The 25,729-nt window shown below is 63.2% G+C and carries 20 protein-coding genes; 17 read left to right on the forward strand and 3 right to left on the reverse strand.

Going from position 1 to position 25,729, the window contains the following annotated elements; all coding sequences use genetic code 11:
* Nucleotides 1–76: 76 nt before the first annotated feature.
* Genes queF through ilvA form a run of 3 tightly spaced genes read right to left on the reverse strand, consistent with a single transcriptional unit; the run spans nt 77 to nt 3,358 of the window.
* A complete protein-coding gene (gene queF / locus AC07WT_RS02150; protein ID WP_494945880.1) occupies nt 77–901 on the reverse strand; it encodes an NADPH-dependent 7-cyano-7-deazaguanine reductase QueF in 825 nt (274 codons plus the stop codon).
* A complete protein-coding gene (locus AC07WT_RS02155; protein ID WP_494945881.1) occupies nt 898–1,800 on the reverse strand; it encodes a 5'-nucleotidase in 903 nt (300 codons plus the stop codon). Before AC07WT_RS02155 ends, queF begins: the two co-directional genes overlap by 4 nt.
* A 34-nt stretch (nt 1,801–1,834) precedes the next feature.
* Nucleotides 1,835–3,358, reverse strand: a complete 1,524-nt coding sequence (gene ilvA / locus AC07WT_RS02160; RefSeq protein ID WP_494945882.1) for a threonine ammonia-lyase, biosynthetic — start codon at nt 3,356–3,358, stop codon at nt 1,835–1,837.
* Between the two features lie 501 nt (nt 3,359–3,859).
* On the opposite strand from ilvA, the gene AC07WT_RS02165 reads away from it, so the two are divergent.
* The 17 genes from AC07WT_RS02165 (at nt 3,860) to AC07WT_RS02245 (ending at nt 25,635) form a co-directional block, all read left to right on the forward strand.
* Entirely contained in the window at nt 3,860–7,951 is a 4,092-nt protein-coding gene (locus AC07WT_RS02165) for a DUF3683 domain-containing protein (RefSeq protein ID WP_494945883.1), read from the forward strand.
* Between the two features lie 34 nt (nt 7,952–7,985).
* Nucleotides 7,986–8,414, forward strand: a complete 429-nt coding sequence (locus AC07WT_RS02170) for an HIT family protein (protein ID WP_492595265.1) — start codon at nt 7,986–7,988, stop codon at nt 8,412–8,414.
* A gap of 162 nt (nt 8,415–8,576) precedes the next feature.
* Nucleotides 8,577–8,990, forward strand: a complete 414-nt coding sequence (locus AC07WT_RS02175) for a gamma-butyrobetaine hydroxylase family protein (RefSeq protein WP_494945884.1) — start codon at nt 8,577–8,579, stop codon at nt 8,988–8,990.
* Between the two features lie 67 nt (nt 8,991–9,057).
* Complete coding sequence (gene ubiE / locus AC07WT_RS02180) at nt 9,058–9,789, forward strand: bifunctional demethylmenaquinone methyltransferase/2-methoxy-6-polyprenyl-1,4-benzoquinol methylase UbiE (protein WP_494945885.1); 732 nt, start codon at nt 9,058–9,060, stop codon at nt 9,787–9,789.
* 38 nt (nt 9,790–9,827) lie between these two features.
* Nucleotides 9,828–10,826, forward strand: coding sequence for a Tim44 domain-containing protein (locus tag AC07WT_RS02185; RefSeq protein ID WP_494945886.1), 999 nt, complete (start codon nt 9,828–9,830; stop codon nt 10,824–10,826).
* Nucleotides 10,827–10,957: 131 nt separating this feature from the next.
* On the forward strand, nt 10,958–11,602 hold the full coding sequence (locus AC07WT_RS02190) for a ubiquinone biosynthesis accessory factor UbiJ (protein WP_492595261.1): 645 nt from the start codon (nt 10,958–10,960) through the stop codon (nt 11,600–11,602).
* A gap of 15 nt (nt 11,603–11,617) precedes the next feature.
* Nucleotides 11,618–13,195 (forward strand): ubiquinone biosynthesis regulatory protein kinase UbiB, encoded by a 1,578-nt coding sequence (ubiB, locus tag AC07WT_RS02195; RefSeq protein ID WP_492595260.1) that lies wholly within the window; start codon nt 11,618–11,620, stop codon nt 13,193–13,195.
* 23 nt (nt 13,196–13,218) lie between these two features.
* On the forward strand, nt 13,219–13,842 hold the full coding sequence (locus AC07WT_RS02200; RefSeq protein ID WP_494945887.1) for a methyltransferase domain-containing protein: 624 nt from the start codon (nt 13,219–13,221) through the stop codon (nt 13,840–13,842).
* 170 nt (nt 13,843–14,012) lie between these two features.
* Nucleotides 14,013–14,399: an FmdB family zinc ribbon protein gene (locus tag AC07WT_RS02205; RefSeq protein WP_492595258.1), complete on the forward strand. Its 387-nt coding sequence runs from the start codon at nt 14,013–14,015 to the stop codon at nt 14,397–14,399.
* A 75-nt stretch (nt 14,400–14,474) separates the two neighbouring features.
* Nucleotides 14,475–15,128: a DUF502 domain-containing protein gene (locus AC07WT_RS02210; RefSeq protein WP_494945888.1), complete on the forward strand. Its 654-nt coding sequence runs from the start codon at nt 14,475–14,477 to the stop codon at nt 15,126–15,128.
* Nucleotides 15,129–15,204: 76 nt separating this feature from the next.
* Complete coding sequence (aspS, locus tag AC07WT_RS02215; RefSeq protein WP_492595256.1) at nt 15,205–17,004, forward strand: aspartate--tRNA ligase; 1,800 nt, start codon at nt 15,205–15,207, stop codon at nt 17,002–17,004.
* Between the two features lie 188 nt (nt 17,005–17,192).
* On the forward strand, nt 17,193–17,702 hold the full coding sequence (gene nudB, locus AC07WT_RS02220) for a dihydroneopterin triphosphate diphosphatase (protein WP_492595269.1): 510 nt from the start codon (nt 17,193–17,195) through the stop codon (nt 17,700–17,702).
* Nucleotides 17,699–18,958: a cardiolipin synthase ClsB gene (gene clsB / locus AC07WT_RS02225; protein ID WP_494945889.1), complete on the forward strand. Its 1,260-nt coding sequence runs from the start codon at nt 17,699–17,701 to the stop codon at nt 18,956–18,958. The genes nudB and clsB overlap by 4 nt, the downstream gene beginning before the upstream one ends.
* Before the next feature lie 250 nt (nt 18,959–19,208).
* Nucleotides 19,209–19,808 (forward strand): TetR/AcrR family transcriptional regulator, encoded by a 600-nt coding sequence (locus AC07WT_RS02230; RefSeq protein ID WP_091796739.1) that lies wholly within the window; start codon nt 19,209–19,211, stop codon nt 19,806–19,808.
* A gap of 96 nt (nt 19,809–19,904) precedes the next feature.
* A complete protein-coding gene (locus AC07WT_RS02235; RefSeq protein WP_494945890.1) occupies nt 19,905–21,692 on the forward strand; it encodes an acyl-CoA dehydrogenase C-terminal domain-containing protein in 1,788 nt (595 codons plus the stop codon).
* A 115-nt stretch (nt 21,693–21,807) separates the two neighbouring features.
* Nucleotides 21,808–24,243, forward strand: a complete 2,436-nt coding sequence (locus AC07WT_RS02240) for a 3-hydroxyacyl-CoA dehydrogenase/enoyl-CoA hydratase family protein (RefSeq protein WP_494945891.1) — start codon at nt 21,808–21,810, stop codon at nt 24,241–24,243.
* A 192-nt stretch (nt 24,244–24,435) separates the two neighbouring features.
* Complete coding sequence (locus AC07WT_RS02245; RefSeq protein WP_494945892.1) at nt 24,436–25,635, forward strand: acetyl-CoA C-acyltransferase; 1,200 nt, start codon at nt 24,436–24,438, stop codon at nt 25,633–25,635.
* The last annotated feature ends 94 nt before the right edge of the window (nt 25,636–25,729 follow it).

The raw sequence follows: 25,729 nt of genomic DNA on the forward strand, positions 1-25,729 counted from the left end.
CCGTCACGCGTGGCGCCGAAGCCCGGCTGCCTTATCACTTCAAGTGAGGCGCTCGCGTCCACGAGCCGCAAAAAACTCACTGCCGCGCAGTGCGCAGATTATCCGGCATCGGCAGATTGTAGTTGGTGCGGAACGGATTGATATCGAGCCCGCCACGCCGCGTGTATCGCGCGTAAACCGCGAGCTTCACTGGTTTGCACTGCCGCATGATGTCGACGAAGATCCGCTCGACGCACTGCTCATGAAACCCCGTGTGATTGCGATACGAAATGATGTACCGCAGCAGCCCTGCATGATCGATTTGCGGACCGACGTAATGAATCTGCACGCTGCCCCAGTCGGGCTGCCCGGTTACCGGGCAATTCGATTTCAGCAGATTCGAAAAAAGCGTTTCTTCGACAGGGGCCTCGTCCAGCGCCGCCGTCAACAGCGACGGGTCGGGATGATAGACGTCGGTATCCAGATCGAGCCGATCGAGCGACAAGCCGTCGAATTCCTCCAGTTGCAGCCGGCTGAACTCGACCGGTTGCGCCAGGTGCACCGACACGCTCGCTGCGCACGCAGCCGAGACGTCGCGCCTGATTGTATCGCGCACGATATCGATCGATTCGAATGCCGTCTGCGCAAACGATCCCAGATATAACTTGAACGACTTCGACTCGACGATATTCGGCGAATCAGCCGGCACAAAAAACGTCGCCACCGCAATCTGCGGCTTGCCGCGCGCATTCAGCCAGGACAGCTCGTAAGCATTCCAGATGTCCGTGCCGAAAAACGGCAACTGCGCGCCAATTCCAATCGCCTCTCGCGCATTGCTGCGCGCGATCGGAAACAGCAGCGACGCGTCGTATTGTTCGGTGTAGGCGGAAGGCTTGCCCAGCGGTGATTGTTCGGGTGTCATGATGCGTTCACGATGCCACTCAGCACGTGCCCCGTCGCCGTCACGACGCGAGCCGATTCGCAGTGGCCAATTTGGTCGTCGAAGAAAAAGTCCGGCTCGAACTCGCGCAGAAATGCGCTCTTGTCGAGGCCGCCGAGGAACATCGCTTCGTCGATTTCGATGTTCCACGCCATCAAGGTGCGGATCGCGCGTTCATGCGCGGGCGCCGAACGCGCTGTCACCAATGCCGTACGAATATGCATCGGCGCGGCTTCGTCCGCGAGTTTCTGCAGCCGGTGCAGCGCTTCGAGCAACGGCTTCAAGGGCCCGTCCGCGAGCGGCAAATCCTTGTTGTGCATCTCATGGCCGACGAACGCCCGCAGGCCATCTTTCTGGAACACGCGCTCGGCTTCGTCGGAAAACAGCACGGCGTCGCCGTCGAACGCGATCCGGATCTCGTCCGGATACTTGCTCGCCATTTTCGCCGATTCAGGCAACACGCGCGCAGCCGGAAAACCCGCGGCCAGCGCGTCGCGCACGTCGTCCTGATTCGCGGACAAGAACAGCGACGCGTTCAGCGGTTTCAGATAGCCGAACGGCGCCCGGCCACGCGTAAAGACGCCGCGCTCGATCGCGAGGCCATGTTCGCGGCACGAATGAAAAGCGCGCAATCCGCTGATCGGATCGCTGCGCGACAAGATCACCACTTCGACACGGTGACCGCCCGCGTTCAACGCCAGCAGCTTGCGGATCAGCGGAAATGCCACGCCCGGCTTGGCGGGCACAGCCAGCCGGTCGCGCTGCAAGGCTTCATACGCTGGCAGGTCGCCGTCCTCGTACACGCGGTTCTCTTCCTCGAAGTCGAACAGCGCGCGCGACGAGATTGCCACTACCAGTTTGTCGGCGAGCGAAAGAGCCATCTGCGCGTTTCAGTCCAAAAAAATCAGGCGAGAATCAGGCGAGAAACAGCCGGTACACCGGATTACCGGTCTCTTCCCAGTACGGATAGCCGAGCGTCGCAAGAAAGCGCTCGAACTCGCCGTTCCCGCTTTCCGGCACCTGGATGCCGACCAGAATCGAGCTGTAGTCCGCGCCCTGGTTGCGGTAGTGGAACAGGCTGATATTCCAGTTCGGCGCCATCGACGACAGGAACTTCATCAGCGCGCCCGGCCGCTCCGGAAACTCGAAGCGAAAGAGCCGCTCGTCATGCGCGAGCGGCGAACGGCCGCCGACCATATAGCGGATGTGCTGCTTGGAGAGTTCATCGAACGTCAGATCGACGGTGGGAAAACCGTGCGCCTCGAACGCGCCCGCGATCTGCGCGGACTCGCTGCGATTCCTGATCTGCACGCCGACGAAGATGTGCGCCGAATTCGCATCCGCGATCCGGTAGTTGAACTCGGTCACGCTGCGCGTGCCGACCAGCTCGCAGAAGCGGCGGAAGCTGCCGCGCTCCTCGGGGATCGTCACCGCGAACACCGCTTCGCGCGCTTCCCCCACTTCCGCGCGCTCGGCGACGAAACGCATCCGGTCGAAATTCATGTTCGCGCCCGACGTGATCGCGATCAGCGTCTGGTCCTCGATGCCTTCGCGCTCGGCATACTGCTTGGCGCCGGCCACGGCCAGAGACCCCGCGGGCTCCAGCACGCTGCGGGTGTCCTGGAACACGTCCTTGATCGCGGCACATAGCGCATCGGTATCCACCAGCAGCACGTCGTCGAGATATTCGCGGCACAGCCGGAAGGTTTCCTCGCCGACCAGCTTCACCGCGGTGCCGTCCGAAAACAGGCCGACTTCATTGAGCGTGACCCGCTCACCCGCTTTCAGCGACGCCGCCATCGCGCACGAATCGTCGGTCTGCACGCCGATCACCTTGATCTCCGGACGCACCGATTTCACGTACGCCGCGACGCCCGCCGCCAGTCCGCCGCCGCCGATCGGCACGAAGATCGCGTGGATCGGCCCCTGGTGCTGGCTGAGGATCTCCATCGCGACGGTGCCCTGGCCGGCGATCACGTACGGATCGTCGAACGGATGCACGAAGGTCAGGCCGCGCGCTTCCTGCAGCTTCACCGCATGCCCGTAAGCATCGCTGTACGACTCGCCGAACTGCACCACCTCGACGGTCGGCCCGCCATGCGCGCGCACCGCATCGACCTTCACCTGCGGCGTGGTGACCGGCACGACGATGATCGCCTTCACGCCCATGCGCGCCGCCGACAGCGCCACGCCCTGCGCATGATTGCCCGCCGACGCGGTAATCACGCCGCGTTCCAGCGCCTCGGCCGGTATATGCGCCATCTTGTTGTACGCGCCGCGCAGCTTGAACGAGAACACCGGCTGGTTGTCCTCGCGCTTCAGATAGACGGGATTGTGCAGGCGTGCCGACAGGTTCGGCGCACGTTCGAGTTCGGTCTCGCGCGCCACGTCGTAGACGCGTGCGGTCAGGGTTTTCTTCAGGTAGTCGTGGGAAGCCATGCGGGTGGCGCGGTGCGCTTTGTGAGACGGGAAAAGGCTAATGATAGCGCCAACGGTGCGCGCTCTGGCCTTCAGCGTGCCTCCCCGGGCCGTCCCAGAAGGCCCGCCCGACCGTTCGGTCGATAAATATCCTGCATGGCTGCGACCGGACGATCCGCGACGAATCCGCGCAAAGCCCGTCGCAGCCCGGATTTCAGGCGTCGGCGCGCAGGTGGATCATGCGGTAGAATTTCATTTTGGAATAAGGATCGGAAGATGCACTGGCAGCCTCGGATCGCCCATTTGATGCCCGCCCCGCGTGAGTCTCGCCCCGCGGCGGAGCGTCACCTCCGGCACGCCCGATCGTGTAGCTGTCTCTGAGCGCCGCGAAGCGACCGATGTGGGTAGACCGTCGGTTGCGCTTCGCTCCACTAGAAAATTTCCAGCATTGCGCGCCACGCGCACTGTCGGCCAGCGCCTCATCGATGAGCACGCCTGGTTGACCCACCGAGTCGTCCGAACATGAACGCACCTCAAGTTTTCGATCCGCACGGGGCCGCCACTGCGGTGGTCACCGATCCTGAAGCGCGTCTGCGCGAAATCCCCTATAACTACACGTCGTTTTCCGACCGCGAAATCGTTATCCGTCTGCTCGGCGACGAAGCCTGGGCGGTTCTGGCCGAACTGCGCGCGGAACGCCGCACCGGCCGCTCGGCGCGGATGCTGTATGAAGTGCTCGGCGACATCTGGGTGGTGCGCCGCAATCCTTACCTGCAAGACGACCTGCTCGACAACCCGAAGCGCCGCGCGCTCCTGATCGAGGCGCTGCATCACCGTCTGTCCGAGATCGAGAAGCGCCGCCGCGCCGATCTGGTTGAGCACGGCGACGAAGCGGGCGTCGACCGGGCTGCCCGCGTCGAAACCCTGGTCGTGGCCGCGCGCCGCGCCGTCGACGATTTCGAGAGCGAATTCCAGAAGACGGCCGATCTGCGCCGCCGCGCGAACAAAGTGCTGGGCCGCGTCACGGAAAAAGACAACATCAAGTTCGACGGCTTGTCCCGCGTGTCGCATGTGACCGACGCGACCGACTGGCGCGTCGAGTACCCGTTCGTCGTGCTGACGCCGGATACCGAAGAAGAGATCGCCGGCATGATCAAGGCGTGTTTCGAGCTCGGTCTGACGGTGATTCCGCGCGGCGGCGGCACCGGCTACACGGGCGGCGCTGTTCCGCTCACGCCGTTCTCGGCCGTCATCAACACGGAAAAGCTCGAACAGCTCGGCGCGGTCGAATTGACCGTGCTGCCGGGCGTCGACCGTAAAGTGCCGACGATTTTCTCCGGCGCGGGCGTCGTCACGCGCCGCGTGACCGAAGCGGCCGAGCAGGCCGGCTACGTGTTCGCGGTCGATCCGACGTCGCTCGACGCGTCCTGCGTCGGCGGCAACGTCGCGATGAACGCGGGCGGCAAGAAGGCCGTGCTGTGGGGCACGGCGCTCGACAACCTCGCCTGGTGGCGCATGGTCGACCCTGAAGGGAACTGGCTCGAAGTCACCCGTCTGGATCACAACCTCGGCAAGATTCACGACATCGAAGTCGCGCGTTTCGAGCTGAAATGGTTCGACGGCAACTACGCGCCGGGCGAGAAGCTGCTGCGCACCGAGTCGCTCGACATCAAGGGCCGCGTGTTCCGTAAGGAAGGCCTCGGCAAGGACGTCACCGACAAATTCCTCGCCGGCCTGCCGGGCGTGCAGAAGGAAGGCTGCGACGGCCTGATCACGTCCGCGCGCTGGGTGCTGCACAAGATGCCGGCGCACACGCGCACGGTCTGCCTCGAATTCTTCGGCCAGGCGCGCGAGGCGATTCCGAGCATCGTCGAGATCAAGGACTACCTGTTCGAGACGTCGAAGCAGGGCGGCGCGATTCTCGCCGGTCTCGAACACCTCGACGAGCGCTATCTGCGCGCGGTCGGCTACGCGACCAAGAGCAAGCGCAATGCGTTTCCGAAGATGGTGCTGATCGGCGACATTGTCGGCGACGATGCCGATGCGGTCGCGCAGGCCACTTCGGAAGTCGTGCGGATGGCCAACGGCAAGAGCGGCGAAGGCTTCGTCGCGGTCAACGCCGAGGCGCGCAAGCGTTTCTGGCTCGACCGCAGCCGCACCGCTGCGATCGCCAAGCATACCAACGCGTTCAAGATCAACGAAGACGTGGTGATTCCGCTCGACCGGATGGGCGAGTACACCGACGGCATCGAGCGCATCAACATCGAACTGTCGATCAAGAACAAGCTGCAACTGGTCGACGCGCTCGAAGCGTTCTTCAAGGGCGGCAAGCTGCCGCTCGGCAAGAGCGACGACGCCAATGAAATTCCGAGCGCCGAACTGCTCGAAGATCGCGTGCAGCAGGCGCTGGATCTGCTGAAGAACGTGCGCACGCGCTGGGAATTCCTGCGCGACAAGCTCGATCTGTCCTTGCGCGAGGCGCAGCATTATCTGGTCGGCCTCGGCTACGAAGCGCTGGCGGAGAAGTTCGCTGATCGCGTGGACGCGCAGCCGGATGCCAGCGTGTTCCACGTCACGCAGGACCGTACGATCCGCGTGTCCTGGAAGCAGGAAATCCGCGCCGAACTGCAGCAGATCTTCAACGGCGGCGAGTTCAAGCCGATCCTCGAAGAAGCCCAGGCGATCCACAAACAGGTGCTGCGCGGCCGCGTGTTCGTCGCGCTGCACATGCACGCGGGCGACGGCAACGTCCACACGAACCTGCCGGTGAACTCGGACAACTACGAGATGCTGCAGGACGCCCATACGGCGGTGGCGCGCATCATGAAGCTGGCGCGTTCGCTCGACGGCGTGATTTCCGGCGAGCACGGCATCGGTATTACGAAACTCGAATTCCTCACCGAAGACGAGATCGGCGAATTCCGCGCTTACAAGCAGCGCGTCGATCCGCATGGCCGCTTCAATGCGGGCAAGCTGCTCGAAGGCGCCGATCTGCGCAACGCCTACACGCCGAGCTTCGGCCTGATGGGTTACGAATCGCTGATCATGCAGCAGTCCGATATCGGCGCGATCGCCGATTCGATCAAGGACTGTTTGCGTTGCGGCAAGTGCAAGCCGGTCTGCGCGACCCACGTGCCGCGCGCCAACCTGCTGTACAGCCCGCGCAACAAGATTCTCGCCACCTCCTTGCTGGTCGAGGCGTTCCTGTATGAAGAGCAGACCCGCCGCGGCGTGTCGATCAAGCACTGGGACGAGTTCAACGACGTCGCCGATCACTGCACCGTCTGTCACAAGTGCGTGACGCCGTGCCCGGTGAAGATCGACTTCGGCGACGTGACGATGAACATGCGCAACCTGCTGCGCAAGATGGGCAAGAAGAAGTTCAACCCGGGCAACGCGGCCGGCATGTTCTTCCTCAACGCCACCAATCCGCAGACCATCAATCTCGCGCGTACCGCGATGATGGGCATCGGCTACAAGGCGCAGCGCCTCGGCAACGACGTGCTGAAGAAGTTCGCGAAGAAGCAGACGGCGCATCCGCCGGCTACCGTCGGCAAGCCGGCGGTCACGCAGCAGGTGATCCACTTCATGAACAAGAAAATGCCGGGCAATCTGCCGAAGAAAACCGCGCGCGCGTTGCTCGACATCGAGGACAACAAGATCGTCCCGATCATCCGCAATCCGAAGACGACCACCGCCGACACGGAAGCGGTGTTCTACTTCCCGGGCTGCGGCTCCGAGCGGCTGTTCTCGCAAGTGGGTCTGGCCACGCAAGCGATGCTGTGGGAAGCGGGCGTGCAAACCGTGCTGCCGCCGGGTTATCTGTGCTGCGGCTATCCGCAGCGCGGCTCGGGCCAGTTCGACAAGGCCGAGCAGATCGTCACGGATAACCGCGTGCTGTTCCACCGTGTCGCGAACACGCTGAACTACCTCGACATCAAGACGGTGGTGGTGTCGTGCGGCACGTGTTACGACCAGCTCGCCGGCTACGAATTCGAGAAGATCTTCCCGGGCTGCCGGATCATCGACATCCACGAGTTTCTGCTGGAGAAAGGCATCAAGCTCGAAGGCGTGAGCGGTGTGCGCTACATGTACCACGACCCGTGCCACACGCCGATCAAGACGATGGACCCGGTCAAGCTCGTCAATGAACTGATGGGCTCGGAAAAAGACGGCTACAAGATCGAGAAGAACGATCGCTGCTGTGGCGAATCCGGCACACTCGCGGTGACCCGTCCTGACATTTCGACGCAGGTCCGCTTCCGCAAGGAAGAGGAGATCCGCAAGGGCGCGGCGAAGCTGCGCGGTATTCTGCCGGGCGGCGCTCCGCTGGGCAGCGCTCCGCTCGTCGGCGCGGGGGCGGACGCGGTCAATGCGGGCAACGGTTCGGCCGGTGCGGCCGTCGCCGTGGGTACGCCGAACGGCGCCGCCGACGTGAAGATCCTGACGAGCTGCCCGTCCTGCCTGCAAGGCCTGTCGCGCTACAACGAAGACGCGGGCACCGAAGCGGACTACATCGTCGTCGAGATGGCGCGTCTCGTGCTCGGCGAGAACTGGATGGCGGATTACGTCCAGCGGGCGAACAATGGCGGAATCGAGCGCGTGCTGGTTTAATGGCACCACTGACGATTTCTGCCTGAGGACGACGATGGACTGTGTTTTTTGCCGCGAAGATGGCGGCGACGTGCTGTGGCAGGACGACACCTTGCGTGTCGTCCTTGCCGACGAACACGATTACCCGGGCTTCTGCCGGGTGATCTGGAGCAAGCATGTGGCCGAGTTTTCCGACCTTGCCGGAAGCGACCGCGATCGCGTGATGCAGGCCGTGTATGCGGTCGAGCGCGCGATGCGGCGCATCATGCAGCCGGTCAAAGTGAATCTGGCGAGCCTCGGCAACCAGGTGCCGCACGTGCATTGGCATGTGATTCCGCGTTTTTCGAACGACGCGCATTTCCCGTTGCCGATCTGGGCGCCGCGCCAACGCACGGTGTCCGAAGCGATGCTGTCGTCGCGCCGCGCGCAGGCTACCTTGCTGCGCGACGCGGTTCGCCAGGAAATCGAACAAGCTCTTGGCTGAGCGCCCCAAACCTGTCGCTTCGCGCCAGGCCCCCCGAGGGGATAAGAAAACTTGGGGCGGCCCGGCGTTAAGATGAATGCCCCCAACCTGTCGCTTCGCGCCAGGCCCCCCCGAGGGGGTAAGAAAACTTGGGGCGGCCCGGCGTTTTCTTATGAGGCCATCATGAGCGGATTGACCCCCGATACCCCGGTGCCGACCGGTGTGGTCGTGCATTCCAGATCGCGCGTGCTCGAATTGCAGTACGCAAACGGCGAAACGTATCGCTTGCCGTTCGAACTGCTGCGCGTGTATTCGCCGTCGGCGGAAGTGCAGGGGCACGGACCCGGCCAGGACACCTTGCAGACCGGCAAGCGCGACGTGACGATCACGATGATCGAAGGCGTCGGCAACTATGCGTTGCAGCCGACGTTCTCCGACGGCCACGCCACCGGCATCTATTCCTGGGACCTGCTGTACGACATGGCGGTCCGTCAGGATGAACTCTGGCGCGCCTATCTCGCCAAACTGGAAGCGGCCGGCGTCGACCGCGATGCGCCCATGATTCCATCCGGCGCTGCGCACGGGCATTGTCACTGATACGATTCGCCCTGATCGCCGCACTGATGCGGCGCAACATTTCAGAATACGCGAAAGGACGAGCGCGATGAGCAAAACTCACTTCGGCTTTCAATCAGTCGACGAACACGAAAAAGCGCAGAAGGTGGCGGGCGTATTCCACTCGGTTGCTGCTAACTACGACTTGATGAACGACCTGATGTCGGGCGGGTTGCACCGGGCGTGGAAGATGTTCACGATTGCCCAGGCCAACGTGCGGCCAGGCTTCAAGGTGCTCGATATCGCAGGCGGCACGGGCGATCTGTCCAAGGCGTTCGCGAAACAGGCCGGAGAAAGCGGGGAAGTCTGGCACACCGACATCAACGAATCGATGCTGCGCGTGGGCCGCGACCGCCTGCTGGACAAGGGCATCATCACCCCGGCGTTGCTGTGCGACGCCGAAAAAATCCCCTTTCCGGACAATTACTTCGACGTAGTCACCGTGGCATTCGGCTTGCGCAACATGACGCACAAGGACGTGGCGCTCGCTGAAATGCGCCGGGTGCTGAAGCCGGCAGGCCGTCTGCTGGTGCTGGAATTCTCGAAGGTGTGGGATCCGCTCAAGAAGGTCTACGACGTCTATTCGTTCAAGGTCTTGCCGTGGCTCGGCGACCGTTTTGCGAAGGATGCCGAGAGTTATCGTTACCTCGCGGAATCGATCCGGATGCATCCGGACCAGGAAACTTTAAAAACAATGATGGAACAAGCGGGTCTCGACGGCGTCAAATATTACAATTTGTCAGCTGGCGTGGTAGCTTTACATGTGGGGACCAAATACTAGGGTCCCTAACCCATCGATTTTTAAAGGAAAGTACGAATATGTCCGATTCAGGTGTGTTATCTCCCCGTAAGGTTTCGAGGTCGTTGGTGAGAAGAATCGGACTGATCGCGATGGTCGGTCTGATCATGGCCGGCTCTCTCGCCTCGCTCGATGCGGAAGCCCGCCGCATGGGCGGCGGCCGCAGCATCGGCCGTCAGTCGACTACGGCTCAGCAGCAATCTCAGTCGACCCCGACTCAACCTTCCCAAAGCAATCAGGCCATGCAGCAGCGCGCCCAACCGGCGCCGGCTCCTGCGCCCACGCCGGCCGCGCAGCCTAACCGCTCGCGCTGGCTCGGGCCGATCGCCGGTCTCGCTGCCGGTCTCGGCATCGCCGCGCTTCTGTCGCACTTCGGTCTTGGCGGCGCGTTTGCCAGCGCCATGGCCAACATCATCGTGATCGCCGTGATCGCGATGATCGGTATCTGGCTGATCCGCCGTTTCATGGGCCGCAAGCGCGATTCGGCGCAACCAGCGTACGCGGGCGGCGCGCCGTCGCTGAACGCGAGCGGCACCGGCTACTCGCAGGAACCGCGCTTCAGCGCGCCGCCCACCGGCTCGTATCTCGAACCGCAAGGCAGCCCGCTGACCACGCCGTCCGTCAACGCCATGCCCGCCGTGCCGGCCGGCTTCGATTCGGAAGCGTTCCTGCGTAACGCCAAGGTGTACTTCGTGCGCCTGCAAGCCGCGTGGGATGTCGGCAACATGGACGACATCCGCGAATTCACCACGCCGGAGATGTTCGCCGAGGTGAAGGTCGATCTGTCGTCGCGCGGCGCGGAGTCGAACCAGACGGACGTGGTGCAGCTGAACGCCGAGCTGCTCGGCGTCGAAGAACGCGCGAACGAATACTTCGCCAGCGTGCGCTTTTCCGGCTTGATCCGCGAATCTGCGGGCGCGGCGGCCGAGCCGTTTGTCGAAGTCTGGAATCTGTCGAAGTCGAACCGCGCCGGCGAAGGCTGGCTGCTGGCCGGCATTCAGCAGGTGGCGCAGCACTAGGACAGCACCGCTCGTCCTGACTTCGCACAAAGCATTGGCCGTTCGGCATAGCAAGCCGCGAAGCGAACGGACGTTACAATAGGAACCCGCGTTGGCACCTCGTCCGCGCGGGTTTTTTCTTGCCACTTTCAATGACCCTCGCCGCCAAGCCCTTCGCTGCTGCCGTCAATCACCTGCTCGCCCGCGAATCGTGGGCTCGTGAGCGCCTCGCCCCGTACTCGGGCAAAACGGCCAGACTGTCGTGTCCGCCGGTCGTGCTGATGCTGCTGGTGCAACCCGATGGCTACCTGAGCGCGATCGGCGAAACCGAGGCGCAGCAGTTCGACGTGACCATCGCGGTGCCGTCGGATGCGCTGCCGGCCTTCGTGCAAGGCGGCCAGGCCGCCGTGATGAAGCACGTGAAGATCGAAGGCGACGCCGAATTCGCCACCGTGATCGCGAAGCTCGCCGAGCATCTGCGCTGGGAGCCGGAAGAGGATCTGGCCAGGCTGATCGGGGATGGTCCGGCATGGCGGGTGGCGTCGGTCGTGCGCTCGGTCGGCGCACATGCGCGGCGCACCGGCCGCAACCTGCTCGATATGGCCGCTGAATATCTGCTCGACGAGAATCCGCAATTGGTGCGGCGCGCTGCGCTCGACGATTTCAACGTCGAACTGGCGCGTGCCCGCGATGCTTTGGCACGCGTCGAAAAGCGCCTCGAGCGCCTTGAACTGAAGGTCGAAGCCCGCGGCGCCGGTGCGTCGGGCGGCGCCGCCACGTTGCGCGGCACGCGCTAGTCACCGGGCTCCACTATGCGTTTTCTGCGTTTCCTCAAGATTTTTTTCACCGTCATTCGCTTCGGTCTCGATGAGATGATGCTTGGCCGCATCAACGACCGGCGCGTGCGTTTGCTGCTGCGTATCACCACTATCGGCCGCAAGTTCGACGAACCGCCGGGCGTGCGGCTGCGGCTCGCGCTCGAAAGCCTTGGGCCGATCTTCGTCAAGTTCGGCCAGGTGCTGTCCACCCGGCGCGATCTGTTGCCGGTCGATATCGCCAACGAGCTTGCCAAGCTCCAGGATCAGGTGCCGCCGTTCGACTCGGCGGTGGCGATAGGATTGGTCGAGAAGTCGCTCGGCGCACCCGTCGACGTGCTGTTCGACGACTTCGAGCGCGTGCCGGTGGCGAGCGCGTCGATCGCGCAGGTGCACTTCGCGAAGGTGAAGGCCGGCCAGCATGCGGGCAAGGCCGTCGCTGTCAAGGTGCTACGGCCGAACATGCTGCCGGTGATCGATTCCGACCTCGCGCTTCTGCGCGACATCGCCGTGTGGGCCGAGCGCCTGTGGGCCGACGGCAAGCGCCTGAAGCCGCGCGAGGTGGTCGCCGAGTTCGACAAATACCTGCACGACGAACTCGACCTGATGCGCGAGGCAGCCAACGGCAGCCAGTTGCGACGCAACTTCGCCGGGCTCGGTCTGCTGCTGGTGCCGGAAATGTACTGGGAGTTCTGCACGCCCACGGTGCTGGTGATGGAGCGGATGGTCGGCGTGCCGATCAGCCAGGTGGATGCGCTGCGCGCGGCGGGCGTCGATATTCCGAAGCTGGCGCGCGAAGGCGTCGAGATCTTCTTCACCCAGGTGTTCCGCGACGGCTTTTTTCATGCCGACATGCACCCGGGCAACATTCAGGTGAGCCTCGATCCGGCCCATTTCGGCCGCTATATCGCGCTCGATTTCGGCATCATCGGCGCGCTGTCGGACTTCGATAAGAACTACCTCGCACAGAACTTTCTCGCGTTCTTCAAGCGCGACTACCATCGCGTCGCCACGCTGCACCTCGAGTCTGGCTGGGTGCCGCCGACCACGCGCGTCGAAGAACTGGAAAGCGCGATTCGCGCGGTCTGCGAGCCGTATTTCGACCGCGCGCTGAAGGATATTTCGCTCGGGCAGGTGCTGATGCGTCTGTTCTCGACGTCGCGACGCTTCAACGTCGAGATCCAGCCGCAGCTGGTGCTGCTGCAGAAAACCATGCTGAACGTGGAGGGACTCGGCCGCTCGCTCGACCCGGAACTGGATCTGTGGAAGACCGCCAAGCCGTATCTCGAACGCTGGATGAACGAGCAGATCGGTGTGCGCGGCTGGTACGAGCGGCTGAAGATCGAGGCGCCGCAGTGGAGCAAGACACTGCCGCAGCTGCCGCGCCTGATTCATCACGTGCTGGCCGAGCGTCACGACCACACTCGCGGCGCGAACGACGACATGATTCAGCAGATTCTGCTCGAACAAAAGCGTACCAACCGGCTGCTGCAAGGGCTGCTGCTGTTCGGCGTGGCAGTCGGGGTCGGCGCGGTGCTGGCGCGGGCGTTTCTGGCGTTCGCTTACGGCGGTTGATCCCGATCCATACGAGGCACCTGATGAGCGACCCGAAGCAACCCTCCACACCTGACTTCACCGCCGGCGACCCGAACTCGCCGGAATTCTGGACCGAGCGTTTCAAGCGCGGGTTCACGCCGTGGGACCAGGCCGGGGTGCCGGCAGCGTTTCGGTCGTTCGCCGAGCGGCATGGCGGCGCGGCCGTGTTGATTCCGGGCTGCGGCAGTGCTTACGAGGCGCTCTGGCTGATCGAGCACGGCAATCCGGTCCATGCGATCGATTTTTCGCCGGCCGCCGTTGCCGCAGCGCGTGAGCAATTGGGCGCGCGGCATGCGGATCTGGTCGAACAGGCAGACTTTTTTACGTACCAGCCGCCGTTTGCGCCGGCATGGATTTATGAGCGCGCGTTCCTCTGCGCACTGCCGGTGGCCCGCCGCGCAGACTACGCGCAGCGGATGGCCGAACTGCTGCCTGGCGGCGCGCTGCTGGCGGGGGTTTTCTTCATCGGCGAGACGCCCAAGGGACCGCCGTTCGGGATCGAGCGCGCCGAGCTCGACGCGCTGCTCACACCGTACTTCGATTTGATCGAAGACGAAGCCGTGAACGATTCGATCGCCGTGTTTGCCGGACGCGAGCGCTGGCTGACGTGGCGCCGCCGCGGCTGAGGGCAGCGCCGGCGCGTGCCCGGCGGACTTGATTCGGCGGTGGCCGCCCCCATTTGCAGCGACGGCGGCTGCGTCGGGCGCTTGCCCCGGAAATCCGGAGGCGGGCTGCCGTTTGCGGCTATAATTCAAGGCTTTGCAAGCGTTTACAAGATTTCAGTAGGGAAAGGATCATGCCGATCTACGCTTATCGTTGCGAATCGTGCGGCTTCGGGAAGGATGTGCTTCAGAAGATGAGCGACCCCCAGTTGACGCAGTGTCCCGAGTGCGGGAAAGACACCTTTCGCAAGCAGGTGACTGCCGCCGGCTTCCAGCTGAAGGGCTCGGGCTGGTACGTCACCGATTTCCGCGGAGGCAATGGCGGCGCGAGCGCGCCGGCGAAGCCCGACGCGAATGGCGGTTCGAATGCGGGCGCGGGCGAGAACGGCGCGTCGGCGAATGACGGCGCCGCGAAATCCGACACGGGTTCGGCCAGCAGCCCGGCAGCAGCCGCAACGCCGGCCGCGCCTGCTGCCGCACCGGCCGCTTCGGCAGCCTCGAGCGGTTCGGGCAGCGCCTAGCAGGACTGCCGCCCTCAGGGCGGCGCACACATCCGCGCAGCGGGCTCTCGCTCGCGCGGCTTTCTGGCGGTACACATGACGACGAAAAAAACGACGCTCAAATCGGTGTTCCTGACTGGCCTGCTCGTGCTGGTGCCTCTGGCTATCACACTGTGGGTGCTCGGCCTGATCATCGGCACGATGGACCAGACGCTGTTGCTGCTGCCGAGCGCATGGCAGCCAGAGCGCATCTTCGGCTTCCGCCTGCCGGGTCTCGGCGCGGTGCTGACGCTCGCGTTCATCTTTGTCGTCGGGCTGTTGACGCAGAACTTCATCGGCCAGAAGCTCGTGAAGTGGTGGGAGGTCGTGGTCGCGCACATTCCGGTGGTCGGACCGCTATATACCAGCGTCAAGCAGGTGTCCGACACGTTGTTGTCGAGCAGCGGCAATGCGTTTCGCAAGGCGCTGCTGATCGAATACCCGCGCCGCGGCTCCTATACGATCGCGTTTCTGACCGGCATTCCGGGCGGTGACGTGGTCAATCACCTGAAAGAAGATTACGTCAGCGTGTATGTGCCGACTACGCCGAATCCGACCTCCGGCTTCTTCCTGATGGTGCCCAAAAGCGAAGTGATCGAGCTCGACATGACGGTCGACGCTGCGCTCAAGTACATCGTCTCGATGGGCGTCGTGGCGCCGTCCGCGCCGCCGACGCTGGTGCGCCGTACGACAGTCGAGCCTCCGCTGTAATGCCGGCGCGCAATGTTTCACGCAGTGTTCGACTGCCGCGCGCCGTTCAACCAATGCAAAACGAAAGACAAACATCATGTCGATGAGATCTGAATACTGCGGTCTGGTGACCGAAGAACTGCTGGGCCAAACCGTCTCGCTGTGCGGCTGGGTAAGCCGCCGCCGCGACCATGGCGGTGTCATCTTCATCGACCTGCGCGACCGCGAAGGCCTCGTTCAGGTCGTCTGCGATCCGGATCGCGCGGAAATGTTCAAGGCCGCCGAAGGCGTGCGCAACGAGTTCTGCCTGCAGATCAAGGGCGTGGTGCGCAGCCGTCCGGAAGGCACCACGAACGCCGCGCTGAAGAGCGGCAAAATCGAAGTGCTGTGCCACGAGCTGATCGTGCTGAACGCTTCGATCACGCCGCCGTTCCAGCTCGACGACGACAACCTGTCGGAAACCACGCGTCTCACGCACCGTGTGCTCGACCTGCGCCGTCCGCAGATGCAGCACAACCTGCGTCTGCGTTACCGCGTCGCGATCGAAGTGCGCAAGTATCTGGACGCGCAAGGCTTCATCGACATCGAAACGCCGATGCTCACCAAGAGCACGCCGGAAGGCGCGCGCGACTACCTCGTGCCGTCGCGCACCAACGCGGGCCAGTTCTTCGCGCTGCCGCAATCGCCGCAGCTGTTCAAGCAGCTGCTGATGGTGGCGAACTTCGATCGCTACTACCAGATCGTCAAGTGCTTCCGCGACGAAGACCTGCGCGCCGACCGTCAGCCGGAATTCACGCAGATCGACTGCGAAACCTCGTTCCTGTCGGAACAGGAAATCCGCGATCTGTTCGAAGCGATGATCCGTCACGTGTTCAAGGAGACGATCGGCGTCACGCTGGACGAGAAATTCCCGGTCATGCTGTATTCGGAAGCGATGCGCCGCTTCGGTTCGGACAAGCCGGACCTGCGCGTGAAGCTCGAATTCACGGACCTGACGGATGCGGTCAAGGACGTCGACTTCAAGGTGTTCAGCACGCCGGCCAACACGAAGGACGGCCGCGTCGCGGCGATCCGCGTGCCGAAGGGCGGCGAGCTCTCGCGTGGCGACATCGACAGCTACACGGAATTCGTCCGCATCTACGGCGCGAAGGGTCTGGCGTGGATCAAGGTCAACGAAGTCGCGAAGGGCCGTGACGGTCTGCAAAGCCCGATCGTCAAGAACCTGCACGACGAAGCGGTCAAGGCGATCATCGAGCGCACCGGTGCGCAAGACGGCGACATCATTTTCTTCGCGGCGGATCGCGCGAAGGTGGTGAACGACAGCCTGGGCGCGCTGCGTCTGAAGATCGGCCATTCGGAGTTCGGCAAGGCCAACGGTCTGGTCGAGTCCGGCTGGAAGCCGCTGTGGGTCGTCGACTTCCCGATGTTCGAATACGACGAGGAAGACAACCGCTACGTCGCCGCGCATCACCCGTTCACGAGCCCGAAGGACGAGCACCTCGAGTATCTGGAAACGGATCCGGCGCGCTGCCTCGCGAAGGCCTACGACATGGTGCTGAACGGCTGGGAAATCGGCGGCGGGTCGGTGCGTATTCACCGTGAAGAAGTGCAGAGCCAGGTGTTCCGCGCGCTGAAGATCGGCGCGGAAGAAGCGCAAGCCAAGTTCGGCTTCCTGCTCGACGCGCTGCAATACGGCGCGCCGCCGCACGGCGGTATCGCATTCGGTCTGGACCGCATCGTCACGATGATGGCCGGCGCTGATTCGATTCGCGACGTGATCGCGTTCCCGAAGACGCAACGCGCCCAGTGTCTGCTCACGCAGGCGCCGAGCGAAGTGGACGAGCGCCAGCTGCGCGAGTTGCACATCCGTCTGCGTACGCCGGAACCGAAGGCGTAACGTATTTGACGGTCGGGCAAGCCAAAGCTGTCTGAAAACGGCAGCGTGTCGGCGAAAAAGCGAAACGAAAAAGGCGCGTGATGCGCCTTTTTCGTTTTTTGCGTTACAGTCGAAGCAACTGCTTTCGACCGCCCATCGGACCACTCGCCGACATGTACCGCACAAGCGTTGCGCCCAGTTTTCACGCCATGCCGAAACCGCCGAAGATCCCGCAATCCGTACTCGTCATCATCCATACGCCCGCGCTCGAAGTGCTGCTGATCGAGCGCGCCGACCACGAAGGCTTCTGGCAGTCGGTGACGGGTTCCAAAGACCATCTCGACGAGCCGCTCGCCGAAACCGCCGCGCGCGAAGTCGCCGAAGAAACCGGCATCGTGCTCGGCAGCGCGCGGGTGCCGCATAGCGCGCTCTTCGATTGGCAATATCAGATCGAATACGAGATCTACCCCGAGTTCCGCCACCGCTATGCCGAGGGCGTGATCCATAACACCGAGCATTGGTTCAGTCTGCAAGTGCCCGAGCAGCTCGAGGTGACGCTCGCGCCGCGCGAGCACATCGCGTTCCTGTGGCTGCCGTATGAAGAGGCGGCGTCGCGCTGTTTTTCGTCGTCGAATGCCGATGCGATCCTGCAGTTGCCGAAGAGGCTGAACGAGCGCCCGAAAGAGCGCGATGGGCGCTTGAAGGAGCGTGCCCGGTGAGCGTCGGCGGCGCGCGCCGTTTCGCGCGACTCCGGCAATCCTTGCTTGGCCGCCGCTACTGGCAGCGCTACCGTTTCACCAGCGGCAACGACGTCAAGCTGCTGCGTTCCGGCGACGAGTTCTTCGCCGCGCTGACCGCGCGTATCGACGCGGCGCAGACCGACGTCTTTCTCGAAACCTATATCTTCTGCGACGACAGCGCCGGCCACGCCGTCAGCGCGGCGTTGCTGCGTGCTGCGGCGCGTGGCGTGACGGTGCGCGTGATTACCGACGGCATCGGCACCGAGCGCTTGCCGATGTTCAACGAATGGCCGGCGGCCGGCATCGAGCATCGCATCTACAACCCGCATCTGTTCGGCCGCTTCGGCTTCTCGCGCACGCACCGCAAACTGGCGGTGGTGGACGATCAGTTCGCGTATTGCGGCGGCATCAACATCGTCGACGATTACGAGAACAACGGTGAGAAGCTGCCTTACCGGCGCTGGGACTTCGCGGTCGAGTTGCACGGGCCGGTGGTCGCCGATATCCGCCAGGCATTCGAGCTGCAATGGCGGCGGATTCGCCTTGGCCATCGGCCGCTGGAATCCATGGCGCCTGATCTCGGGCCGAAGTCGTACGCGTCGCTCGGCACGCTGCGCCGGCGGCGCCGCAACCGCAACGAGGCGCTGTGGGCGGGCGGTCAGCCGTGCGTGGCCTTCGTCGCGCGCGACAACCTGATCAACCGGCGCGCCATCGAAAAAGCCTACCTGACTGCGATCGGCCAGGCGCGCAGCGAAGTGCTGCTGGCCAATCCCTACTTCATGCCGGGCCGCAAGCTGCGCCGCGCGTTGGTGTTCGCGGCGCGGCGCGGCGTCGATGTGAAGCTGATCATCGGACGCAAGGAGTTTGCCGCGCTCGATTACGCGGTGCCGTTCCTGTATCGTGCGCTGCTCAAAGCAGGCGTGAAGATCGCTGAGTACGAGAAAACCATGCTGCACGGCAAGGTCGCGGTGGTGGATTCGAATTGGGCCACTGTCGGCTCGTCAAACCTCGACGCGCTCAGTCTGGTGCTCAACAACGAAGCCAACGTGGTGCTGGTGAACGACCTGCAGATCGGCGCGCTGCGCGAAGCGATCCTCGTGGCGTTCCAGGACTCGCGCCGGATCGATGAGGCGCGCTATGAGACCCGCCCGGCCGGAGAACGGCTCCTGAACTGGCTCGCGTATACGACCTACCGGGCCGTGATGAAGCTGCTGACGGTGGGCGGTTATGACTAGCGCATTCTCTTCTCTCACATAAGTGCAAGGGCGCGGCGTCAATCGAAGGATAGAAAGAAGACAAACGAGAAGGCAAACGGGAAGGCAAACGCCTCTAAAAAATCTCCTTCGTCTGATTGACGGATGCCGCAGAATTGAAACCAGGTTAGAAACCGGTTTCTAATAAAGTCCTTGTTTCGCGGACGGTCGCACTCAATAATAGTACGGCCGTTCGATTTTCTTTCGGTCACATTAGAACGGTAAAAAAGCTATGCGAAAAGGCGAACAAACGCGAGCCGCGATTCTCGAAGCAGCACTCGATCTGGCAAGCCGAGACGGACTGGAAGGTCTGACGATTGGGCTGCTGGCCGAGCGCATGCAGATGAGCAAAAGCGGTGTGTTTGCGCATTTCGGGTCGCGCGAGGATTTGCAGGTCGAAGTGGTGCGCGAATATCACCGTCGTTTTGAAGACGAGGTGTTTTTTCCGAGTTTGCGTGAACCGCGCGGCTTGCCGCGTCTGCGCGCAATGATCTCCCGCTGGATCGAGAAGCGCATTCAGGAAGTCACCACTGGGTGCATCTACATCAGCGGCGCGGTCGAGTATGACGACCGCGCGGACAACCCGGTGCGCGAGCAACTGGTGTCGAGCGTGACGATCTGGCGTGCGGCGCTCACTCGCGCGATTTCGCAGGCGATGGAAGAAGGGCATCTGCGTGCCGATACCGATCCGCAGCTGATGCTGTTCGAACTGTACAGCTTCACGCTCGGCCTGCATCACGACGCGCGCTTCCTGCACTTGCCGGATGCAGTGCGTCTCACGTGGGCCGCGCTGGAAAAATTGATTGTTTCGTATCAGAGCGAAAGCCGTTAGCAGGGCCGCCGAACTAACGCAGATTCAGCGGCGCTGAAGGTCCGATCCGCGGACTGAGCTAACGGCCTGGCTTCTTGTCAAACTTTGGAGAGAGTCATGGGACAGTACGCCGCGCCGCTGCGCGACATGCAATTCGTGTTGCACGAGCTGCTTAACGTCGAAGCCGAAATCAAGCAGATGCCGAAGCACGCGGATCTCGATGCCGACACGATCGACCAGGTGCTCGAAGAGGCCGGCAAGTTCTGCTCCGAAGTCCTGTTCCCGCTGAATCAGAGCGGTGATCAGGAAGGCTGCACGTACGTCGGCGACGGCGTCGTGACTACGCCGAAGGGCTTCAAGGAAGCTTATCAACAGTACGTCGAGGCCGGCTGGCCCGCGTTGGGTTGCGATCCGGAATACGGCGGCCAGGGCTTGCCCGCGTTCGTCAACAACGCGCTGTACGAAATGCTGAACTCGGCGAATCAGGCGTGGACGATGTATCCGGGCCTGTCGCACGGCGCCTACGAATGTCTGCACGCGCACGGCACGCCGGAACTGCAGCAGCTTTATCTGCCGAAGCTGGTCGCAGGCGTCTGGACCGGCACGATGTGTCTGACCGAACCGCATTGCGGCACCGACCTCGGCATTCTGCGCACCAAGGCCGAACCGAACAGCGACGGTTCGTACGCGATTAGCGGCACGAAGATTTTCATTTCCAGCGGCGAACACGATCTCGCGGAGAACATCGTTCACCTGGTGCTCGCGCGTCTGCCGGATGCGCCGAAGGGCACCAAGGGCATTTCGCTCTTCATCGTGCCGAAGTTCATCCCGAACGAAGCAGGCGAGCCTGGCGAGCGCAACGGCGTGAAATGCGGTTCCATCGAACACAAGATGGGCATTCACGGCAACGCGACCGCCGTGATCAACCTCGACAACGCGAAGGGCTGGATGGTGGGCGAGCCGAACAAGGGCTTGAACGCGATGTTCGTGATGATGAACGCCGCGCGCCTGGGCGTCGGCATGCAGAGCCTCGGCCTCACCGAAGTCGCCTACCAGAACTCGCTGACGTACGCGAAAGAGCGTCTGCAGATGCGTTCGCTGACCGGCCCGAAGGCGCCGGAAAAAGCCGCCGATCCGATCATCGTGCACCCGGACGTGCGCCGTATGCTGCTCACGCAGAAGGCCTATGCCGAAGGCGCACGCGCGTTCTCGTACTGGTCCGCGCTGCAGATCGACAAGGAACTGTCACACGGCGACGAATCCGTGCGCAAGGAAGCGGCGGATCTGGTCGCGCTGCTCACGCCGATCCTGAAGGCGTTCCTGTCGGACAACGCGTTCGAAGGCACCAATCACGCGATGCAGATCTACGGCGGCCACGGCTTCATCACCGAGTGGGGCATGGAGCAATACGTGCGCGACGCCCGCATCAACATGATCTACGAAGGCACTAACGCCGTTCAGTCGCTCGACCTGCTGGGCCGCAAGGTGCTCGGCGACATGGGCGCGAAGATGAAGAAGTTCGGCAAGCTGGTCGCCGAGTTCGTCGAAACCGAAGGCGTGAAGCCGGAGATGCAGGAGTTCATCAACCCGCTCGCCGACATCGGCGAAAAGGTGCAGAAGCTGACGATGGAAATCGGCATGAAGGCGATGCAGAACCCGGACGAAGTCGGCGCCGCCGCCGTGCCGTATCTGCGTACAGTCGGCCACCTGGTGTTCTCGTACTTCTGGGCGTGCATGGCTCGCATCGCGCTGGACAAGGAAGCATCGGGCGACGCGTTCTACAAGGCGAAGCTCGCCACCGCGCGCTTCTACTTCGCGAAGCTGCTGCCGGAAACGGCGATGACAATCCGTCAGGCTCGCGCGGGTTCCAGGTCGCTGATGGAAGTCGACGAGGCGCTGTTCTAAGCCACATCACGGCAAGCGCCACGCGATCCAGAAACGCGTGGCGCTTCGCCAAGCCATACATCGCGAAACATACGAGACACATTCGCGACACCGCACAACTCCCCGGAGGAACGACGTGAGCAATCTGATCATTCGCAAGGTAGCCGTGCTCGGCGCCGGCGTGATGGGCGCGCAGATCGCGGCGCACCTGATCAACGCCAAGGTGCCCGTGCTTCTTTTTGATCTGCCGGCCAGGGAAGGCCCGAAGAACGCGATCGCGCTGAAGGCGATCGAAAACCTGAAGAAGCTGTCGCCGGCGCCGTTCGGCGTGAAGGACGACGCGCAATATATTCAGCCCGCGAATTACGACGACGACATCGAGAAGCTCGCCGAGTGCGACCTCGTGATCGAAGCGATCGCCGAACGGATGGACTGGAAGCACGACCTGTACAAGAAAGTGTCGCCGCATATCGCGCCGAACGCGATCTTCGCGACCAACACCTCGGGTCTGTCGATCACCGAACTGTCGCAAGGTTTCGCGGATGAACTGAAGGCGCGCTTCTGCGGCGTGCACTTCTTCAATCCGCCGCGCTACATGCACCTGGTCGAACTGATACCGACCGCCACGACGCGTCCGGAAATCGTCGATCAGCTCGAATCGTTCCTGACGAGCGTGGTCGGCAAGGGCGTCGTGCGTGCAAAAGACACGCCGAACTTCATCGCGAACCGCGTCGGTATTTTCTCGATCCTCGCCGTCATTACCGAAGCCGCGAAGTTCGGCCTGCGTTTCGACGAAGTCGACGACCTGACGGGCAGCCGCCTCGGCCGCGCGAAATCGGCAACCTTCCGCACCGCGGACGTGGTCGGTCTCGACACGATGGCGCACGTCATCAAGACGATGCAGGACAACCTGAAGGACGATCCGTTCTTCCCGGTCTACGAAACGCCGGCCGTGCTGGCCGAACTGGTGAAGAAGGGCGCGCTCGGTCAGAAGACCGGCGGCGGCTTCTACAGGAAGGAAGGCAAGGCGATCAAGGTGCTCGACCCGAAGACGGGCGAGTACGTCGACGGCGGCGCGAAAGCGGACGAACTGGTCGGGCGCATTCTGAAGCGTCCGCCGGCAGAGCGTCTGAAGCTGCTGCGCGAATCGGAACACCCTCAGGCGCAGTTCCTGTGGTCGATCTTCCGCGACGTGTTCCACTACATCGGCGTGCATCTGGAGTCGATTGCGGACAACGCGCGTGATGTGGACCTGGCGATTCGCTGGGGCTTCGGCTGGAACGAAGGTCCGTTCGAAGGCTGGCAGACCGCCGGCTGGAAGCAGGTCGCGGCGTGGGTGCAGGAAGACATCGCGGCAGGCAAGGCGCTGTCGAATACGCCGCTGCCGTCGTGGGTGCTGGAAGGCCCGGTCGCAGAGAAGGGCGGCGTGCATACGAACGAAGGGTCGTGGTCGCCGGCTTCGAAGACCTTCGTGCCGCGCTCCTCTCTCTCCGTGTATGACAAGCAGGTGTTCCGCGCACCGCTGGTCGGCGAAACGGCGGCGGACCCCAAGACTTACGGCAAGACGCTGTTCGAAACCGACGCAGTCCGCGCGTGGGTCGACGATCGCGCGGGCGAGAACGATGTGCTGATCGTGTCGTTCAAGAGCAAGATGAACACGATCGGACCGTCGGTGATCGACGGCCTGACGCAAGCCATCGAACTCGCCGAAAAGGACTACAAGGGTCTGGTCGTATGGCAGCCGACGTCGCTGAAACTCGGTACGCCGGGCGGCCCGTTCTCCGCCGGCGCGAACCTCGAAGAGGCGATGCCCGCCTTCATGATGGGCGGCGCGAAGGGCATCGAGCCGTTCGTGAAGAAATTCCAGCAAGGCATGCTGCGCGTGAAATACGCGAGCGTGCCGGTCATCTCGGCCGTGTCGGGCATCGCGCTCGGCGGCGGCTGCGAACTCGCGCTGCATAGCGCGAAGCGCGTCGCGCACATCGAAAGCTATATCGGTCTGGTCGAAGTGGGCGTTGGTCTCGTGCCCGCGGGCGGCGGTTTGAAGGAAGCTGCACTGCGCGCAGCGGAAGCGGCAACCGCCGCCGGCGCAACCAATGACCTGCTGAAGTTCGTGCAGAAGTCGTTCGAAAATGCGGCGATGGCGAAGGTCTCGGCCTCCGCGCTCGACGCGCGCGCAATGGGCTATCTGAAGCCGTCCGACACCATCGTCTTCAACGTGTTCGAACTGCTCGACGTCGCGAAGAAGGAAGCGCGCGCGCTGTCCGCTGCGGGCTACCGTCCGCCGCTGCGCGTGACGCAAGTTCCGGTCGCGGGCCGCTCGGCGATTGCGACCATCAAGGCATCGCTTGTCAACATGCGCGACGGCCGTTTCATCAGCGAGCACGATTTCCTGATCGCGAGCCGCATCGCGGAAGCGGTGTGCGGCGGCGACGTCGAAGCGGGCAGCCTCGTCGACGAAGAATGGCTGCTGCAACTCGAGCGTCGTGCGTTCGTCGATCTGCTCGGCACGCAAAAGACGCAGGAACGGATCATGGGCATGCTGCAAACCGGCAAGCCGGTACGCAACTAAGTGACGCGCGGACCGCAATCGAATTGCATGGGACCAGAGTAAGTCGCTAAAGCGCCAACTCTGGTCGACCGCAATCGAATTGCATGGGACCGGAGTAGGCGCTAAAGCGCCAACTCCGGTCGACCGCAATCGAATTGCATGGGACCAGAGTAGGCGCTAAAGCGCCAACTCTGGTCGACAAAGGAGCTTTAAATGACAAAGCAATTGCAAGACGCATACATCGTCGCCGCGAGCCGTACGCCGATCGGCAAGGCGCCGCGCGGGATGTTCAGGAACACGCGCCCGGACGAACTGCTGGTCCACGCGATCAGGTCGGCCGTGGCGCAGGTGCCGGGCCTCGACACGAAGGTGATCGAAGATGCGATCATCGGCTGCGCGATTCCTGAGGCCGAACAAGGGCTGAACGTCGCGCGGATGGGCGCGCTGCTGGCCGGCCTGCCGAACACGGTAGGCGGCGTGACGGTGAACCGCTTCTGCGCATCGGGTCTGACCGCGCTGGCAATGGCGGCTGACCGCATTCGCGTCGGCGAATCGGACGCGATGATCGCCGGCGGCTGCGAATCGATGAGCATGGTGCCGATGATGGGCAACAAACCGTCGATGTCGCCGCACATCTTCGATCGCAGTGAAGACTTCGGCATCGCGTACGGCATGGGCCTGACGGCCGAGAAGGTCGCCGAGCGCTGGAAGATCAGCCGCGAAGCGCAAGACGCGTTCTCGGTCGAATCGCATCGCCGTGCGATCGCCGCGCAGCAAGCCGGCGAATTCAACGGCGAAATCGCCGCGTACACGATCGCCGAGCGCTTCCCCGATCTCGCCACCGGCGAAGTGAAGGTGAAGACCCGCGAAGTCGCGCTCGACGAAGGTCCGCGTGCGGACACGTCGATGGAAGGCCTCGCGAAGCTGCGCACGGTGTTCGCGAACAGGGGTTCGGTGACGGCGGGCAACAGTTCGCAAACCTCGGACGGCGCGGGCGCGTTGATCGTGGTGTCGGAAAAGATCCTGAAGGAATTCAACCTGACGCCGCTCGCGCGTTTCGTCAGCTTCGCCGTGCGCGGCGTGCCGCCGGAAATCATGGGCATCGGTCCGAAGGAAGCGATTCCGGCCGCGCTGAAGGCTGCTGGTCTCAAGCAGGACGATCTCGACTGGATCGAACTGAACGAAGCGTTCGCCGCGCAGTCGCTGGCGGTGATCCAGGACCTCGGTCTGGATCCGTCGAAGATCAACCCGCTCGGCGGCGCGATCGCGTTGGGTCACCCGCTGGGCGCGACCGGCGCGATTCGTGCATCGACGGTGGTGCACGGCCTGCGCCGCCGTAACTACAAGTACGGCATGGTGACGATGTGCGTCGGCACCGGCATGGGCGCGGCGGGCATCATCGAACGTCTGTAATCGTGTTCGCCCCGATCCCCGTGTTTATCCCCGTGTTGATCCCGGCGTTGATCCCCTGAGGACCGCAGAAACGGTTCGCAGGCCGCCTGGCTTG

The sequence above is a fragment of the Paraburkholderia sp. GW821-FHT02A12 genome, assembly GCF_059422005.1.

What these genes read in the sequence shown, in the direction of transcription:
- queF (WP_494945880.1), bottom strand. Translation starts at nt 901, where the DNA reads ATGACACCCGAACAATCACCGCTGGGCAAGCCTTCCGCCTACACCGAA.
- AC07WT_RS02155 (WP_494945881.1), bottom strand. Translation starts at nt 1,800, where the DNA reads ATGGCTCTTTCGCTCGCCGACAAACTGGTAGTGGCAATCTCGTCGCGC.
- ilvA (WP_494945882.1), bottom strand. Translation starts at nt 3,358, where the DNA reads ATGGCTTCCCACGACTACCTGAAGAAAACCCTGACCGCACGCGTCTAC.
- AC07WT_RS02165 (WP_494945883.1), top strand. Translation starts at nt 3,860, where the DNA reads ATGAACGCACCTCAAGTTTTCGATCCGCACGGGGCCGCCACTGCGGTG.
- AC07WT_RS02170 (WP_492595265.1), top strand. Translation starts at nt 7,986, where the DNA reads ATGGACTGTGTTTTTTGCCGCGAAGATGGCGGCGACGTGCTGTGGCAG.
- AC07WT_RS02175 (WP_494945884.1), top strand. Translation starts at nt 8,577, where the DNA reads ATGAGCGGATTGACCCCCGATACCCCGGTGCCGACCGGTGTGGTCGTG.
- ubiE (WP_494945885.1), top strand. Translation starts at nt 9,058, where the DNA reads ATGAGCAAAACTCACTTCGGCTTTCAATCAGTCGACGAACACGAAAAA.
- AC07WT_RS02185 (WP_494945886.1), top strand. Translation starts at nt 9,828, where the DNA reads ATGTCCGATTCAGGTGTGTTATCTCCCCGTAAGGTTTCGAGGTCGTTG.
- AC07WT_RS02190 (WP_492595261.1), top strand. Translation starts at nt 10,958, where the DNA reads ATGACCCTCGCCGCCAAGCCCTTCGCTGCTGCCGTCAATCACCTGCTC.
- ubiB (WP_492595260.1), top strand. Translation starts at nt 11,618, where the DNA reads ATGCGTTTTCTGCGTTTCCTCAAGATTTTTTTCACCGTCATTCGCTTC.
- AC07WT_RS02200 (WP_494945887.1), top strand. Translation starts at nt 13,219, where the DNA reads ATGAGCGACCCGAAGCAACCCTCCACACCTGACTTCACCGCCGGCGAC.
- AC07WT_RS02205 (WP_492595258.1), top strand. Translation starts at nt 14,013, where the DNA reads ATGCCGATCTACGCTTATCGTTGCGAATCGTGCGGCTTCGGGAAGGAT.
- AC07WT_RS02210 (WP_494945888.1), top strand. Translation starts at nt 14,475, where the DNA reads ATGACGACGAAAAAAACGACGCTCAAATCGGTGTTCCTGACTGGCCTG.
- aspS (WP_492595256.1), top strand. Translation starts at nt 15,205, where the DNA reads ATGTCGATGAGATCTGAATACTGCGGTCTGGTGACCGAAGAACTGCTG.
- nudB (WP_492595269.1), top strand. Translation starts at nt 17,193, where the DNA reads ATGCCGAAACCGCCGAAGATCCCGCAATCCGTACTCGTCATCATCCAT.
- AC07WT_RS02230 (WP_091796739.1), top strand. Translation starts at nt 19,209, where the DNA reads ATGCGAAAAGGCGAACAAACGCGAGCCGCGATTCTCGAAGCAGCACTC.
- AC07WT_RS02235 (WP_494945890.1), top strand. Translation starts at nt 19,905, where the DNA reads ATGGGACAGTACGCCGCGCCGCTGCGCGACATGCAATTCGTGTTGCAC.
- AC07WT_RS02245 (WP_494945892.1), top strand. Translation starts at nt 24,436, where the DNA reads ATGACAAAGCAATTGCAAGACGCATACATCGTCGCCGCGAGCCGTACG.